Genomic DNA, 15851 nt, shown 5'->3' on the forward strand with positions numbered 1-15851 from the left:
GCACACATTTCATTTGCAGGCAAAATGGCGGCCATGCAACTGAACTTCATCGCCAACGCTTCTGTTCCGTCGGCCTCGGGCCGCACGATTGCCATGATCGACCCGTCCGACGGCCAGCCCTTCGACGAGATCCAGCGCAGCAACGCCGACGACATCGACGCTGCGGTGCATGCCGCACGCCAGTGCTACAAAGCGGTGTGGCAAAAGCTGGCGCCCGTGGAGCGTGGCCGGTTGCTGCAAAAGCTCTCGGCCAAGATCCTGGAGCATGCCGATGAGTTGACCGCGCTCGAACAGCGCGACTGCGGCAAACCCACCAAACAAGCGCGGGCCGATGCGATCGCGCTGGCGCGCTACTTCGAGTTCTATGCAGGCGCCTGCGACAAGTTCCACGGCGAGACGATTCCCTACCCCGACGGCTACAGCGTGCTCACCTGGCGCGAGCCCCACGGCGTGACGGGCCATGTGATCCCCTGGAACTACCCCATGCAGATCTTCGGCCGCAGCGTGGGCGGCGCCCTGGCAGCGGGCAATGTGTGTGTGGTCAAGCCGGCGGAAGACGCCTGCCTGTCTCTGATCCGCGTGGCGCAGCTCGCGGCCGAGGTGGGCTTCCCCTCGGGCGCGCTCAACATCGTCACCGGCTACGGCCACGAGGTGGGCGACGCGCTGGCGCGCCACCCCGGCATCGACCACATCAGCTTCACCGGCAGCCCCAAGATCGGCACGCTGATCCAGCAGGTGGCCGCCGAGCGCCACTGCCCCGTGACACTGGAGCTGGGCGGCAAAAGCCCGCAGATCATTTTTGCCGATGCCGACCTCGATGCCGCCATCCCCGTGGTCATCAACGCCATCGTGCAGAACGCGGGCCAGACCTGCTCGGCCGGTTCGCGCGTGCTGATTGATTCGCTGATCTACGAGCCCCTGCTGGAGCGCCTGGGCAAGGCGTTTGAAAAGCTGCGCGTCGGCCCCGCCGCGATGGACCTGGACGTGGGCCCGCTGATCCGCCAGACGCAGCAGCAGCGCGTGTGGGACTTTCTGTCGGACGCCCAGGTGGCGGGCATCCCCATGGTGGCCCAGGGCGTGGTGGTGGATGAAGCTCCCGAGACCGGCTACTACCAGGCCCCCACCCTGCTGCGCGACGTGCCGGTGCGCCACCGGCTGGCGCAAGAAGAAGTGTTCGGCCCCGTGCTGTCGGCCATGGCCTTCCAGGACGAGGACCATGCCGTGGAGCTGGCCAACGCCACCCAGTTCGGCCTGGTGGCAGGCATCTGGACGCGCGATGGCGCGCGCCAGTTCCGCATGGCCAAGCGGGTAGCCAGCGGGCAGGTGTTCATCAACAACTACGGCGCTGCAGGCGGCGTGGAGCTGCCCTTTGGCGGCGTGAAATCGAGCGGCTACGGGCGTGAGAAGGGTTTTGAGGCGCTGTATGGCTTCACCACCCTCAAGACGGTGGCCATCAAGTACGGTTGAGAAAGCGCCCCAAGGTGTCACGCCCGCGCACGACAGCGCGGGCGCGCCACCGCTAACCTCTGCTTCTTCTGTACGACGCTTTTTCTTTTGCCATGCCCCTGAGCCCACCTGCCCCCCGCACCCTGAAACATGTCCGCCGGGTGACCTACCAGGGCTTCGAGCGTGCCGACGGCCTGTGGGACATCGAAGGCGAGCTGCACGACAGCAAGGCCTATGACGCGCCCTCGTTCCGCGACGCCAAGGGCATGCGGCTGGCGGGCGAGCCCATCCACCACATGCGGCTGCGCGTGACCGTGAACCACCAGCTCGTGGTGCAGGCCATCGAGGTCGCCATGGACGCCCATCCGCTCAAAGGTTGCCAAGAGGCCCAGCCCGCGCTGCAGCAGATGGTGGGCTGCAGCATGGCACGCGGCTGGCGCCAGGCCATCCAGAAGCACCTGGGCGGCGTGGCCAGTTGCACCCACCTGCGCGAGCTGCTGTTCAACCTGGCCACCGCCGCCTTCCAGTCGGTGCCCGCCGTGTTTGCAGCGGCCAACCCTGACGAGCCGCCCCGCCACCTGGGCCAGTGCACGGGGTGGGACTTCAACGGCAACGGCGTAAAGGAGTACTTTCCGCAGTTCCACCGCCGAGTGCCCCAGCCAAAGCCGCAGACCGTGGCCAGCACCACAGAAAAACAGATCAAATCAGCCTCTAGCGCTTGATAAACAAGCGCAAGCAGCTATCAATTTTGAATATCCACAGGAGACACCCATGCGCGTGCAGAACAAATCCATCATCGTCACCGGCGCCGGTAACGGCATTGGCGAGGGCATCGCCAAGCGCCTGGCCGCCGAGGGCGGCAAGGTCATCGTGAATGACATCAACGAAGCCGGTGGCCAGCGTGTGGTGGCCGAGATCACCGCCGCTGGCGGCACGGCTGCGTTCTTCAAGGCCGACGTGACGAAGTCCGCCGAGGTCAAGGCCATGGTCGACGAGGCCGTGCGCCTGTATGGCCGCCTGGACGTGGTGGTGAACAACGCAGGCTGGACACACCGCAACCGCCCCATGCTCGAAGTGAGCGAGGAAGAGTTCGACAAGGTCTATGCCATCAACATGAAAAGCATCTACCTGTCGGCCATCCACGCCGTGCCAGAACTGCGCAAAACGGGTGGCGGCAGCATCATCAACATCGCCTCCACCGCCGGGCTGCGCCCGCGCCCAGGCCTTACCTGGTACAACGGCTCCAAGGGTGCGGTCATCATCACCAGCAAGTCGATGGCGGCCGAGCTGGGCCCCGACAACATCCGCGTGAACTGCATCAACCCCGTGTTCAACCCCGACACGGGCCTGGCCGCCGAGTTTGCGGGCGGCCCGGTGGACGAAGCCCGCCGCGCAAAGTTTTTGGCCACCATTCCGCTGGGCCGCTTCTCCACGGCGCTCGACGTGGCCAACGCCGCGCTCTACCTGGCCAGCGACGAAGGATCGTTCATCAGCGGCGTGTGCATCGAGGTGGATGGCGGGCGCTGCGTGTAAGCCACCGCTAGCCCAGCACCTCGCGCAGGGCCGCCTCATACCGGCCGGTGAGCTGGTCCATCACTGCCAACAAGCGCTCGCTGGTGGTCGCCACCGCATTGAGCCCGGCATCATCGGCGGGGCGGCGCAGGGCCGACTCAAAAAACAGCCACTGCGAATCGGCCAGTTCCAGCTCGTTGCGGATCGCTGCCGTGGACACGGGTGCCGCTTTCAGCGCCTTCAGGGCCTGGCGGAAGTCCACCGCATCGGTCGCCAGTTGCGCCTGCATCACCTTGGACTCGACCTTGGCCGCTCTCAGAAAATAGTTTTTGGCCAGGCGCTGCGACAGCATGCGCTGGCGCCCCGCCAGGTTCACCAGGCGCGCGCTAGGCCCCTGCGCCATCCGCTCGATCGACTCAGTCACGGTTTGGGCGATGAGCAGCGTTCGATCGGCCTGCTCGGACGCCGCCACCACCAGCGACGTCTCGGTCGCGGGTTGGGCCGTCATCTTGTTGAGCAGGGCGAACTGCTTGTGCACTTCTTCCAGCTGGCGCCCCACGTCGGCAGGCCAGCGCCCTGACGGCATTCCCCGCGCCAGTTCCCCCGCGCCCGACTGCTCCATCTTGCGCGCCAGCGCCATCACATCCAACGCCGCGCCAGGCAACACCTGCAGATACTGCTGGCAATAGGCCTTGGCCATGCGCTGTGACAGCGCGCGGAACCAGCCCGCATGGTTGATGGCCCCCGACAGCCCCACCTGCGCCTGGGCGCCGTTGGCCCAGGCGGGCAGCAAAATACCGGCTGCCACCCACTGCACGGCCACGCGGCGTCGGCACGGTGCTGCCGGGGGTGAGAATTCGCGCATCAACGTCGACATGGGTATTTCCGATCCACAAATATTCACATTGTTGCGACGCAGCATTTCATGGCCCTGCGCCATGTCAAAGAACGGCCACGCACACCGCCGTCCAGCGAATACTTGACCGCGATCAACTCCCCCACCAGGGGCTTGGCCCCTTTGAAAGGGCCCATGCGGCAAAATCACGCCATGGCCGAACGTGTGATTCCTCTGGTGGACCAACGCATCGCCGCTCTGGCGGCGCGGGTGCCCACGCACCCCGTGGCCCCCACGGGCCTGCTCTCCGACACCCTGGGCCGCCCGCTGCGCGACCTGCGCATCAGCGTGACGGACCGCTGCAACTTCCGCTGCAACTACTGCATGCCCAAGGAGGTGTTCGACAAGGACTACCCCTACCTGCCACACGGCGCGCTCTTGAGCTTTGAAGAGATCACGCGCCTGGCGCGGCTGTTTCTGGCCCACGGTGTGCGCAAAATCCGCCTCACGGGCGGCGAGCCCCTGCTGCGCAAGAACCTTGAAGAGCTGGTGGCGCAACTGGCCCAGCTGCGCACCGTGGATGGCCACGCGCCCGACCTCACCCTCACCACCAACGGCTCGCTGCTTGCGCGCAAGGCCCGGGCCCTGAAAGAAGCGGGCCTGAACCGCGTGACCGTGAGCCTCGACGGCCTGGACGACGCGGTGTTCCGCCGCATGAACGATGTGGATTTTCCGGTGGCCGACGTGTTGACGGGCATCGAAGCCGCGCATGTGGCGGGCCTGTCGCAGATCAAGGTGAACATGGTGGTCAAACGCGGCACCAACGACCACGAAATCCTGCCCATGGCGCGCCACTTTCGCGGCACGGGCACCACGCTGCGCTTCATCGAATACATGGACGTGGGCGCCACCAACGGCTGGCGCATGGACGAAGTGCTGCCCTCGGCCGAACTGATCGAGCACCTGCGCGCCAAGCTGCCCCTGGTGCAGCTGGACCCAAGCAGCCCCGGCGAAACCGCCGAGCGCTGGGGCTATGCCAACGCAGCGGGCCAGCACGATCCGCGCCTGGGCGAAGTGGGCGTGATCAGCAGCGTGACCCAGGCCTTCTGCCACGACTGCAACCGCGCCCGCCTGTCCACCGAAGGCAAACTCTACCTGTGCCTGTTTGCCACCCAGGGCTACGACCTGCGCACCCTGTTGCGCGGCGGCGCCAGCGACGAAGCCATCGCATCGGCCATCGCCCCCATCTGGCAGCAACGCAACGACCGCTACTCCGAGCTGCGCAGCAGCCTGCCGGCAGACACTGGCGGTGGCGCACGCCGGGTAGAGATGAGCTACATCGGCGGATAACGACTGAACCATAACGAATGATTGACACCCAAGACATCACCGGCCTCGTTCTCGCCGGGGGCCGAGGCTCCCGCATGGGCGGGGTCGACAAAGGCCTGCAGAACTTTCGCGGCCTGCCGCTGGCGCTGCACACGCTGATGCGGCTGCAGATGCAGACTGGCGCCACCATGGTCAACGCTAACCGCAACCTGGCCGCCTATGAGGCCTTTGGCACGCCGGTATGGCCTGATGTGCTGGCCGACTACGCGGGGCCGCTGGCGGGCTTTCTGACCGGGCTGGAGCGCTGCGAAACACCTTGGCTGCTGACGGTGCCCTGCGACACCCCCCTCTTCCCGCTGGACCTGGCCGCGCGCCTGGCGGCAGCAGCCGACGCGCAAGGCGCCGACATCGCCATGGCGGCTGCACCTGAGGACGACGGCCAAGGCCGCATCCAGGTGCGCCCCCAGCCCGTGTTCTGCCTGCTGCGTGTAGACCTGCTTGAAAGCCTGGTCGCCTTCACCCAGGCCGGTGGCCGCAAGATCGACGCGTGGACGGGCCAGCACCAGTGCGCCATCGTGCCGTTCGACCAGCCGGGCGACGACCGAGAGGCGTTCTTCAACGCCAACACCCTGGCCGAGCTGCACGCGCTGGAAGGCACGGCAAGCCGCTGACTCCCTCCAGGCAGGCCGCCCCATGCCCATCCCCCACAGCGCAGGCGCTGCGGCAACAGCGCCGGTTCGCGGCACGGTGCGCATCCGCCCCCTGGTGGCCGCTGATGCCGCAGCCTACAAGGCCTTGCGCGACGAAGCTCTGCGCACCGCGCCGGATGCGTTCACGTCGGACTACGCCTCATCGGTAGGCCGCCCCGCCAAGGAATACGCGGTGCGCTTTGGCTCGCTGGCGTCGGGCGTGTTCTTTCTGGGCGCGTTCGATGCGGCGGGCCACCTGCTGGGCTGCGTGGGCTGCGAGCGCGAACCGCGCGCCAAGCAGCGCCACTGCGCCACGGTGGTGAGCATGATGGTGGCACCCGCCGCGCAGCGCCACGGCATCGGCCGGCAGCTCGTGGCCGCCTGCGTGTTGGCCGCACGGCATGTGCCGGGGCTCACGCAGCTGATGCTCACGGTCACCGCATCCAACCCCCATGTGGTGCGGCTGTACGAGCAGGCCGGTTTTCGCGCCTGGGGCCTGCTGCCGCGCGCCATCGTGGTAGACGGCGTGGGCTACGACAAGCTGCACATGCTGCTTTTGCTAACCTCCAACCCTGCTCCCGCCTGCCGCTCCCAATGATGGCCGCGCAGACAAACTCATGGCTTACGCAAAACAGGCTCAAACATGCCGCCTGCCATAGGGCACAGACCGTTGTCGCACCCTTATTTGCGTAAGTCCTCAAACTGATGAATTGCCCTTTTTCATGAAGACCATTGCCCAGATCGCCGCTGAACTGCAGGGCTACGACCCCCAGGCCTTGAAGGCCTCTGACGTCAACACGTTTCTGGACCGCCTGGTCGAGCCCGTCACCGCCACCGAAGAACTACCCCTGTTCAACGCCCTGGGCCGCGTGCTGGCCCGCGACGTGGTCTCGCCCATCAGCGTGCCGCCACACGACAACTCGGCCATGGACGGCTATGCGTTTGCGGGCGCACAGTTGGTCAAAGGCCAGCCCCTCACGCTGCGCGTGGTGGGCACGGCACTGGCGGGCAAAGCCTGGGTGGGCAGCGTGGCGGCGGGCGAGTGCGTGAAGATCATGACCGGCGCCATCATGCCCACGGGGCTCGATACCGTGGTGCCGCAAGAGTTCACCACCTCGGATGGCAACCAGCACATCACCATCGCCGCCGACGTACTGCAAACGGGCGACAACCGCCGCTTCAAGGGCGAAGACCTCATGGAAGGCCGCGTGGCACTGGCACGTGGCGAGCCGCTCACCCCCGCCGCGCTGGGCCTGGTGGCCAGCCTGGGCCTGCCCACGGTGACGGTGGTGCGCCGCCTGCGCGTGGCGTATTTCTCCACCGGCGACGAGATCCTGAGCCTGGGCGAGCCCCCGCGTGAAGGCGCCGTGTACGACAGCAACCGCTACACCGTGTTCGGCCTGCTCACGCGCCTGGGCGTGGAGGTGATCGACCTGGGCGTGGTGCGCGACGAACCCGCGCTGCTCGAAGCCGCCTTCCGCCAGGCCGCAGGGCAGGCCGACGCCATCATCACCAGCGGCGGCGTGAGCGTGGGCGAGGCCGACCACACCCGCACCATGATGAAGAAGCTGGGCGACGTGGCCTTCTGGCGCATCGCCATGCGCCCCGGCCGCCCCATGGCCGTGGGGCGCATCGCAGCCACAGAGTTTCAAGAAAAAACAGGCTCTGGCGCTTATTCATCAAGCGCCAGCAGCTATCAAAATAATAGCAATCCATCTCCCGCTGGCGCAGTGCTGTTCGGCCTGCCCGGCAACCCCGTGGCCGTGATGGTGACCTTTCTCGCCTTTGTGCGCCCCGCCCTGCTGCGCATGATGGGCTGCACCCACGCCGCGCCGCCCCTGGTGCGCGCCATCAGCACCGAAGCCCTGCGCAAAAAACCTGGCCGCACCGAATACCAGCGCGGCACCGTCACCACCGCGCCCGACGGCAGCCTGCAGGTGCGCACCACCGGCAACCAGGGCTCGGGCGTGCTCAGCTCCATGGTGCAGGCCAACGGGCTCATCGTGCTGCACCATGCCCAGGGCAATGTGGCCGTGGGCGATGCTGTCGATGTCATGGTGTTCAACGGCGCAATTTGAGGACTTTTCTAAGATGCCCTACACCGCCCAACACCTCGCAACCCCGCCCACCCGTACCGAAGTGGACAGCCTGCCCGGCGCCACGGTGCTGGAGTTCGGCACCCCCTGGTGCCCCCACTGCCAGCGCGCCCAGCCGCTGATCGAACAGGCCCTGTTGGGCCGCGCCGACGTGGCCCATGTCAAAGTCGAGGACGGCCCCGGCCAGCGCCTGGGGCGCAGCTTTGGCGTGAAGCTCTGGCCCACCCTGGTGTTTCTGCAGGGCGGCCAGGAGGTGGCGCGGCTGGTGCGGCCCCAGCAGGCGCAGGATGTGGTGGATGCCGTGCAGGGCATCGCTCCGGCAACATAAGCCCTGGCACCCTCACAAGCGCTTTTGCGTGAACGCCGCGATGCGCTGCGCGGTGTCAGGGTCGGCAAAGCAGGCCATGGCGGCCTCGCTCTCCACGGCCAGGGCTTTGTCGATCTGCGGCCCCAGGCCCGAGGTCAGCACCCGCTTGAGCCGGGCCGTGGCCCCTGCGGAGCGCGTGGCCACCTCGGCGGCCAGGGCCATCGCGGTGGGCAGCATGTCAGCCTGCGACACCACACGGTTCACCAGCCCCAGCGCCTTGAGATCGGCCGCGCTCTGGCGCTCACCCAGCACGATCAACTCCATGGTGCGCTGGTGCCCCAACGCTTGCGGCAGCAGGTGCGTGACACCGCCGGTCACGAAGTGGCCCAGGGCCATCTCGGGGAAAAAGCACACCAAGCTGTCTGCGGCCACGACCAGGTCGCAGTTGAGTACCCACTCGAAGCCGCCGCCCACGGCATAGCCGTGCACCGCCCCAATCACCAGCTTGGGGCCGAACATGATGGCGCGCGTGACCTGCTGGATTCGCTCGCAGTGCTCGGCAATGGCGGCCGGGCTTTCGGACTGCTCGCCAAACTCCTTGAGATCATCGCCCGCGCAAAAGGCCCGGCCCGCGCCGGTGAAAACGATGGCGCGCGTAGCGGAATCCTCCTGCGCTTCCTGCAGTGCAGTGCACAGATCCACCAGCAGCGCGCCGCTGATGGCGTTGAGCCGCTCGGGGCGCTGCAGGGTGACGACGCTGACGGCACCCTCGACGGTATGGGTGGCAAAACGCATGGGTGGTCTCCTTTTTCTTTCTTCAAGCAATCACTTCTTCAACCGCCGCTGGCCTCGCGGTCCCAGGTGTCGGCGGTAATGCCTTCGGCCTGCAAGCGAAATTTCTCGACCTTGTCGGTGGGCGTTCTGGGCAAGGCGGCGGCAAAACGCAGGTAGCGCGGCACCATGAAGCGCGCCATGCAACCAGCGCAGTGTGCGGCCAGCACGGCGGGGGTGAGTGCCGCACCGGGGCGCAGCACTACGCAGGCCATGACCTCTTCCTCCGTCATGTCGCTGGGCACACCGAACACGGCGCATTCGAGCACATCGGGGTGGGATTCGATGCCCATCTCGACCTCGGCGCTGGAGATGTTCTCGCCCCGACGGCGCACGATGTCCTTGCTGCGGCCTACAAAGTACATATAGCCGTCGGCGTCCTGGCGCAGCACATCGCCGGTATGAAACCACAGGTCCTTGAAGGCTTCCAGCGTGGCCTCGGGCATGCCGTAGTAGCCCTGCATGAGCAGCCCAGGCGCTTGCGGCCGGATCAGCAGCTCGCCCGCCTCGCCCACAGGTACATCAAAACCCCAAGGGTCCGCCAAGCGCACGCTGAACGCAACGGCAGGCTTACCGCACGAGCCTGCGCGTCGGGGAGCGTGAAGCGGCGGGTACATCACGCCCCCCGCCTCGGTGGAGCCATACAGCTCCACCAGCCTGCAGCCAAAGCGCGCTTCGAACGCTGGTGCGAACGCGGGCAGCGGCACGCCCCAGCCCAGGCGGGCACGGTGGTCGCGGTCACGTGGCGAGGGCGGCTGCTTCCAAAGCATGGTGATCGTGGCGCCCATGAAGTCGAACACCGTCGCCCGCAGGGCGCGCACCTCGTCCCAGTAGCGCGAAACGCTGAACCGCTCGCCAATCGCGGCCACGCTGCGCAGCAGCAGCGCGGGGGCAATGGTCATCACCGTGGCATCCAGGTGATAGAGGGGATAGGGGCAGTACAGCACGTCGTCGGCGCGCAGCTCCAGCCCCTCGACGAAGATCTGCGCATGGGCCAGCACAAAACGGTGCGAGATCATCGCCGCCTTGGATCGCCCCGTGGTGCCTGAGGTGTAGAGCAGCAGGCACAGCGCATCTACACCCACCTCGGGCCGGGGCAATGTAGCCTCGCCGGGCGCCACGCTGCGCAGCAGCGCATAGGGCGAGCAACCGGTGGGTAGCGGGCCTTCGCCCAGCACGAACACATGGCGAACGGTGCCAAGCCCCGTTTGCACCTTCGCCCAGGGCGCGTGCAGCGTGGCGTGAACGATGGCCAGCTCGCTTTCCACCAGGTTGACCGCGTCGGACAACACCGTGCCACGAAACGAGGTGTTGACAGGCGCCGCCACCGCGCCCAGCTTGGCCAGCGCAAACCATAGCAGCGCCAGTTCGATGCAATTGGGCAGCATCAGCGTGACGCGGTGCCCTGGACGCACGCCCTGCGCATGCAGGCCCGCCGCCAGGCAATCGCTTTCGTCGTCGAACTGGCGATACGTCCATTCACCTGCCGCCATGCGGATGAAGGGGTGGTCGGGCACCTGGGCCGCTGCACGGCGCAACTCGGCACCCAGCGAAAGGCTGAAAGAGTCTGGCATGGAACTCCTGACATCAAAGCGACCTGGCAAACGCAGAAGGTAACGGCATGGGCACCCAGCAGCCCTGCCGATGCACCAACCACGCCCCAAGTCGGCTACTTAGCTACGTAGTCGTGCGGGAGCAGCGGGTGCTCGGGTTCCTCCACCGCCACGGCCATATTGGCGCCCGGCACCGCCTTGCGTGCAAACAAGGTGTACATGGTGGGCACCACGAAGATGGTGAGCAGCGTGCCCAGCGACATGCCACCCACGATGACCCAGCCGATCTGTGTGCGTGTTTCGGCCCCTGCGCCCGAGGCCAGCGCCAGCGGCACGGCGCCGAGCACCATGGCGCCGGTGGTCATCAGAATAGGGCGCAGGCGCTGGGCCGAGGCCTTGACGAGCGCGTCCACCATCTCCATGCCCTGCTCGCGCAACTGGTTGGTGAACTCCACGATCAAAATGCCGTGTTTGGTGATCAGCCCCACCAGGGTGATCAGGCCGATCTGCGAATACACGTTGAGCGAGCCACCGCTCCACTTGAGGGCCAGCAGCGCACCGATCATCGACAGCGGCACCGACACCATGATCACCAGCGGGTCGATGAAGCTCTCGAACTGCGCGGCCAGCACCAGGAAAATGAAGACCAGCGCCAGCACGAACACGATGCCTAAAGCGCCTTGCGAGCTTTTGAACTCGCGCGAGGTGCCGTTGAGGTCGGTGGTATAGCCGGGCTTGAGCACCTTGGAGGCGGTGGCGTCCATGAAGCTCAGCGCCTCGCCCAGCGAGTAGTCGGGCGAGAGGTTGGCCGTGATGGTGGCCGAGCGGCGCTGGCCGAAGTGGTTCAGCTCGCGCGGGCTCACGCTCTCGCGCACGCTGACCAGGCTGGACAGGGGAATCATGGATTCGTTGCGGCCCCGCACGTAGATGGTGTCGATGTGCTCGGGCGTGGTGCGGCCACGGGCCTCGGTCTGCACGATCACGTCGTACTGCTCGGCGTCGCGCTTGTAGCGCGTCACGGTGCGCCCGCCCAGCATGGTTTCGATGGCCTTGGCCACCACGTCCACGCTCACGCCCAAATCGGCCGCGCGCTCGCGGTTCACCTCGATGCGCAGCTCGGGCTTGTTCAGACGCAAATCCACGTCGGGGCCCACGATGCCTGGGTTTTGTGCGATCTCGGCCATGAAGGCGCTGACAACCGCGTTGAGGTTCTCGTAGCTGTCCGAGGTCTGGATCACGTAGGTCAGGGGCCGCGACCGGAACCCCTGCCCAAGCGATGGCGGCGTGATGAGAAAGGCGTTGACGCCCGGCAGGTTGGACACCTTGGGCTGCAGATCCCGCGCCAGCTCCAGCGTGGTGCGGTGGCGTTTTTCCCAGTCCACGGTGCGGTAGATCACGCTGCCCTGGGCCACGGTGGGGTTGCCGATGTTGGCGAAGAGGCGGTCGAACTCGGGGTAGTCGCGGCCGATTTTTTCCAGCTCCAACGCATAGCGGTTGGTGTAGTCCAGCGTTGCGCCATCGGGCGCAGTGACGCTGGCCAGGATGGTGCCCCGGTCTTCCAGGGGCGACAACTCCTGCCGCATGCTGGGGTACACCACCACCAGCGCGGCACCACACAACACCATGACGCCCAGCACGATCCAGCGGGCCTGGAAGATGGCGCCGCGCACGGCACCCTTGGCGCCATTGCTGCCCCAGCGTGCCGTCACCAGCCACCGCAGCAAGCGGCCATACGCGTCCGACAAGGCCGTGAGCCAGCGCTCCATCGAGCGATCAAACCAGTTGGGCTTCGGATTGTGTTTGAGCAGCAGCGAACACAACATGGGCGACAGAGTGAGCGCCACGAAGCCCGACACCACCACCGCGCCCGCCAGCGCCAGCGCGAACTCCACAAACAACCGCCCCGTGCGCCCCGGCGTGAAGGCCAGCGGGGCATACACCGCCACCAGCGTGAGCGTCATGGCCACAATGGCAAAACCGATCTCGCGCGCGCCCTTGATGGCGGCGGAAAACGGGTCGAGCCCCTCTTCGATATGGCGGTAGATGTTCTCCAGCATCACGATGGCGTCGTCCACCACCAGGCCGATGGCCAGCACCAGCGCCAGCAGCGTGAGCGTGTTGATGGAAAACCCCGCCAGCGACATCAGCGCAAAGCTGCCCACCAGGCTCACCGGGATGGTGATGATGGGGATGATGGAGGCGCGGAAGGTGCGCAAGAAGACAAAGATCACCAGGGCCACCAGCACCACGGCCTCGGCGATGGTGCTGTACACGCTCTTGATCGAGCGGTCGATGAACAAAGAGTTGTCGTTGGCGATGTCGATGCCTATGTCCGGCGGCAAATCGGCCTTGAGCGTGGGCAGCATGGCGCGCACGCCTTGCGAGAGCTCCAGCGGGTTGGCCGTGGCCTGGCGGATCACGCCCACCGAAATCGCCTCGCGCCCGTTCAGCCGCACACGGCTGCGGTCGCTGGCGGCGCCCTCCTCCACACGCGCCACGTCCCGAATCCGCACCGGAAAGCCGTTGACGGTGCGGATCACCACTCCGGAGAACTGCGTCGGCGTGGCCAGGTCGGTCTGCGAGGTCACACTGAACTCGCGCTGCTGCGATTCGATGCGGCCTGCGGGCAGCTCCAGGTTGTTGCGGCGGATGGCGTCTTCCACGTCCTGCGTGGTCAGGCGGTAGGCGGCCATGCGCTCGGGGTCCAGCCACACGCGCATGGCGTATTTGCGCTCGCCGTAGATGGGCACGTCGGCTACGCCGGTCACGGTCTGCAGGCGCGGCTTGACGATGCGGTTGATGAGGTCGTTGATCTCCAGCGGCGTGCGCGTGTCGCTGCTGAAGGCGAGCCACATCACGGGTGACGCATCGGCCTCGACCTTGGCGATCACGGGTTCATCCACCGCATCGGGCAAGCGGTTGCGCACGCGCGCGGTGCGGTCGCGCACCTCGGCGGCGGCGTTGTCGGCGTCTTTCTCCAGCCGGAAACGCACGCTGATCTGGCTTTGCTCGGCACGGCTGATGGAGGTGATCACATCCACCGCATCGATGCCCGCGATCGAGTCTTCGAGCGGCTTGGTGACCTGCGATTCGATCACCTCGGCCGAGGCGCCCGCATAACGCACGCTGACGGTGACCACGGGCTCGTCGATCTTGGGGTATTCACGCACCGACAGGCGCGTGAAGCTCACGGCCCCAATCAGCAGCACCAGCAGCGACAGCACGGTGGCAAAGACCGGTCGACGGATCGAGATTTCAGCGAGTTGCATGGTGGTCCATGGGCATCAGAAAGGAACAGCGGGCGGCCATCGGGCCCTCAGGCGGGAGACCGCTGGCAGGGATTGGGGCCGGGCAATGGCGCCACGGCCGCGCTGGCAGGAGCCACGGGTGCCTTTGCAGCAACCGGCGAAGGCGCAGCGCCATCGCCCTGTTTGCCCAGTTCCACCACCCGCACCTCGGTGCCGTCCTTGCGGATGCGCTGCTGGCCTGCAGCGACCACCCAGTCCCCGGCGTTCAGGCCCTCCACCACCTCCACCACGCCAGGTATGCGTGCGCCCAGCTTGACGGGCGTGCGGCGGGTCACCCGCGTGCCAGGTTCCTTGCCGTCCACAATTTTGAGCACGTAGGGGCTGTTGCCGTCCGGCACGATGGCCTCCTCGGGCACCACGCGCGCATCGCTGCGCTCCGAAAACACGGCCGTCACGCGGGCGAACATGCCAGGGCGCAGCTGCAGGCGGCGGTTGTCGATGCAGCCACGCACCGCGATGGCCCGGCCGTCGGCATCGATCTGCGGGCTGATGGCCTGCACCACGGCGGCATAACGCACACCCGGCAGCGCATCAAACGCCACCTGGGCCGTCTGGCCGGGGCGCACCTTGCCTTGCAGGCGCTCGGGCAGGCGAAAGTCCACGTACACGGCGTCCAGGTCTTCAATGTTGACGATGTCGGCGCCGTCCTTGAGGTAGTCCCCCACGTTCACGCCCCGGATACCGGCGATGCCATCGAACGGGGCCACGATTTTGAGGCGCTGGGCCGTGGCCTGCGCCAGGGCCAGCTTGGCCTGCGCGACCTCCTGGTTGGCGGCGCTTTCATCCACCGAGCGCTGGCTGATGAAGCCCTGGGCCACCAGCTCCTGGTTGCGCTTGTGGTTGGCCTCTGCAATCGACAGCTCGGCCCGGCTTTGCTGGATCTGCGCGCGGGGCAACTGGTCATCGAGCTGCACCAGCAGTTGCCCGCGCCGCACCCGCTGGCCATCCCGAAAATTGAGTTGCGTGATGCGGCCGCCCACCTCGGGGCGCAACATCACGCTCTGGCGCGAGCGCAGGCTGCCTACGGCCTCGGCCTCGTCGCGCAGCGGCATCTGGCGCACGGCGGCCACTTCCACCGCCACGGGGCGGCCTGCGCCCGTTGCCGCAGTGCCCGCAACCCCCTTGGCAGCGCCGCCCGCCACGGCTGCGCCATTGCCAGCAGGCTGCGCTGGCCTCTGAAGCCACCAGGCGGCACCGGACGCGGCTGCGATGCCGATGACAGCGATAACGATGTATTTGTTCTTGGACGCCATGGGTCGATGAAAGCAAGTGGGGATGATTTCAATCAAACAATGTATCAGTGCGTGTCTTGCGCTGCAGCCGACTTGGGCAAGACCCCAGGGGCAATGGCCACGGATTTACGCGGGCTTTACACGCAGTGGGCGCAAAAAAGCCCCCGAAGGGGCTGATGGCTGCCTTTGCGCACGCTTTCGGTGCCTGCGGCCAGGGGGGTGTTCAGTGGTCAACCACGCCCCAGGGCTTTGTCCACCCCCCGGTTGGCCAGCGCATCGGCGCGCTCGTTGCCCGGATCGCCCGAGTGCCCCTTCACCCAGCGCCATTCGATGCGGTGCCCCCCGGTGCTGACCAAGGCGTCCAGACGCTGCCAGAGCTCGACGTTCTTGACGGGCTGATTGGATGCGGTGCGCCAGCCCCTGGCCTTCCAGCCATGGATCCATTCGGTGATGCCCTTGCGCACGTATTCGCTGTCCAAGAACAGCGTGACGGCGCAGGGGCGCTTGAGGGCCGACAGCGCCTCGATCACCGCCAACAACTCCATGCGGTTGTTGGTGGTGCCCAGCTCGCCGCCAAACAGCTCCTTTTCGGTCGGCCCGGAGCGTAGCAGCACGCCCCACCCGCCAGGGCCCGGATTGCCCTTGCAGGCGCCATCTGTGTATATCTCTACCTGATTCAAACTGTGTTCCTGGTGTGGTGATTCATGGCCGCT

General features: G+C 66.6%; 14 protein-coding genes. 8 read left to right on the forward strand and 6 right to left on the reverse strand.

Features of this window, described 5'->3' with window-relative positions:
- Nucleotides 1-33: 33 nt before the first annotated feature.
- The 3 genes from Q0105_RS09815 to Q0105_RS09825 all read left to right on the forward strand — a co-directional run bounded on the left by Q0105_RS09815 (nt 34) and on the right by Q0105_RS09825 (nt 2979).
- Entirely contained in the window at nt 34-1467 is a 1434-nt protein-coding gene (locus tag Q0105_RS09815; RefSeq protein WP_298211232.1) for an aldehyde dehydrogenase family protein, read from the forward strand.
- A gap of 92 nt (nt 1468-1559) precedes the next feature.
- Entirely contained in the window at nt 1560-2168 is a 609-nt protein-coding gene (locus Q0105_RS09820) for a DUF2889 domain-containing protein (RefSeq protein WP_298211234.1), read from the forward strand.
- Nucleotides 2169-2217: 49 nt separating this feature from the next.
- Nucleotides 2218-2979, forward strand: a complete 762-nt coding sequence (locus tag Q0105_RS09825) for an SDR family oxidoreductase (protein WP_298211236.1) — start codon at nt 2218-2220, stop codon at nt 2977-2979.
- Nucleotides 2980-2986: 7 nt separating this feature from the next.
- Here the strand turns inward: Q0105_RS09825 and Q0105_RS09830 are convergent, their stop codons facing one another.
- Complete coding sequence (locus Q0105_RS09830; RefSeq protein WP_298211238.1) at nt 2987-3835, reverse strand: type IV pili methyl-accepting chemotaxis transducer N-terminal domain-containing protein; 849 nt, start codon at nt 3833-3835, stop codon at nt 2987-2989.
- Between the two features lie 171 nt (nt 3836-4006).
- On the opposite strand from Q0105_RS09830, the gene moaA reads away from it, so the two are divergent.
- The 5 genes from moaA to Q0105_RS09855 all read left to right on the forward strand — a co-directional run bounded on the left by moaA (nt 4007) and on the right by Q0105_RS09855 (nt 8235).
- Entirely contained in the window at nt 4007-5143 is a 1137-nt protein-coding gene (moaA, locus tag Q0105_RS09835; RefSeq protein WP_298211601.1) for a GTP 3',8-cyclase MoaA, read from the forward strand.
- Between the two features lie 17 nt (nt 5144-5160).
- Nucleotides 5161-5793: a molybdenum cofactor guanylyltransferase MobA gene (gene mobA, locus Q0105_RS09840; RefSeq protein ID WP_298211240.1), complete on the forward strand. Its 633-nt coding sequence runs from the start codon at nt 5161-5163 to the stop codon at nt 5791-5793.
- A 22-nt stretch (nt 5794-5815) separates the two neighbouring features.
- Nucleotides 5816-6409: a GNAT family N-acetyltransferase gene (locus Q0105_RS09845; RefSeq protein ID WP_298211242.1), complete on the forward strand. Its 594-nt coding sequence runs from the start codon at nt 5816-5818 to the stop codon at nt 6407-6409.
- A 124-nt stretch (nt 6410-6533) separates the two neighbouring features.
- A complete protein-coding gene (gene glp / locus Q0105_RS09850) occupies nt 6534-7889 on the forward strand; it encodes a gephyrin-like molybdotransferase Glp (protein ID WP_298211244.1) in 1356 nt (451 codons plus the stop codon).
- A 13-nt stretch (nt 7890-7902) separates the two neighbouring features.
- On the forward strand, nt 7903-8235 hold the full coding sequence (locus Q0105_RS09855; RefSeq protein WP_298211247.1) for a thioredoxin family protein: 333 nt from the start codon (nt 7903-7905) through the stop codon (nt 8233-8235).
- A gap of 12 nt (nt 8236-8247) precedes the next feature.
- Here Q0105_RS09855 and Q0105_RS09860 read toward each other — a convergent pair whose 3' ends face one another.
- The 5 genes from Q0105_RS09860 to rnhA all read right to left on the reverse strand — a co-directional run bounded on the left by Q0105_RS09860 (nt 8248) and on the right by rnhA (nt 15818).
- On the reverse strand, nt 8248-9009 hold the full coding sequence (locus tag Q0105_RS09860) for an enoyl-CoA hydratase/isomerase family protein (RefSeq protein ID WP_298211249.1): 762 nt from the start codon (nt 9007-9009) through the stop codon (nt 8248-8250).
- A gap of 38 nt (nt 9010-9047) precedes the next feature.
- Nucleotides 9048-10619, reverse strand: coding sequence for an AMP-binding protein (locus Q0105_RS09865; protein WP_298211251.1), 1572 nt, complete (start codon nt 10617-10619; stop codon nt 9048-9050).
- A 95-nt stretch (nt 10620-10714) separates the two neighbouring features.
- On the reverse strand, nt 10715-13867 hold the full coding sequence (locus tag Q0105_RS09870; RefSeq protein WP_298211253.1) for an efflux RND transporter permease subunit: 3153 nt from the start codon (nt 13865-13867) through the stop codon (nt 10715-10717).
- A gap of 47 nt (nt 13868-13914) precedes the next feature.
- A complete protein-coding gene (locus Q0105_RS09875; RefSeq protein WP_298211255.1) occupies nt 13915-15159 on the reverse strand; it encodes an efflux RND transporter periplasmic adaptor subunit in 1245 nt (414 codons plus the stop codon).
- A gap of 209 nt (nt 15160-15368) precedes the next feature.
- Nucleotides 15369-15818 carry a ribonuclease HI gene (gene rnhA / locus Q0105_RS09880; RefSeq protein WP_298211257.1) on the reverse strand — a complete coding sequence of 150 codons (450 nt, stop codon included), beginning with the start codon at nt 15816-15818 and terminating at the stop codon, nt 15369-15371.
- Nucleotides 15819-15851 lie beyond the last annotated feature (33 nt).

It is taken from the genome of Acidovorax sp. (assembly GCF_027492855.1).
Lineage (GTDB): Bacteria > Pseudomonadota > Gammaproteobacteria > Burkholderiales > Burkholderiaceae_C > Acidovorax.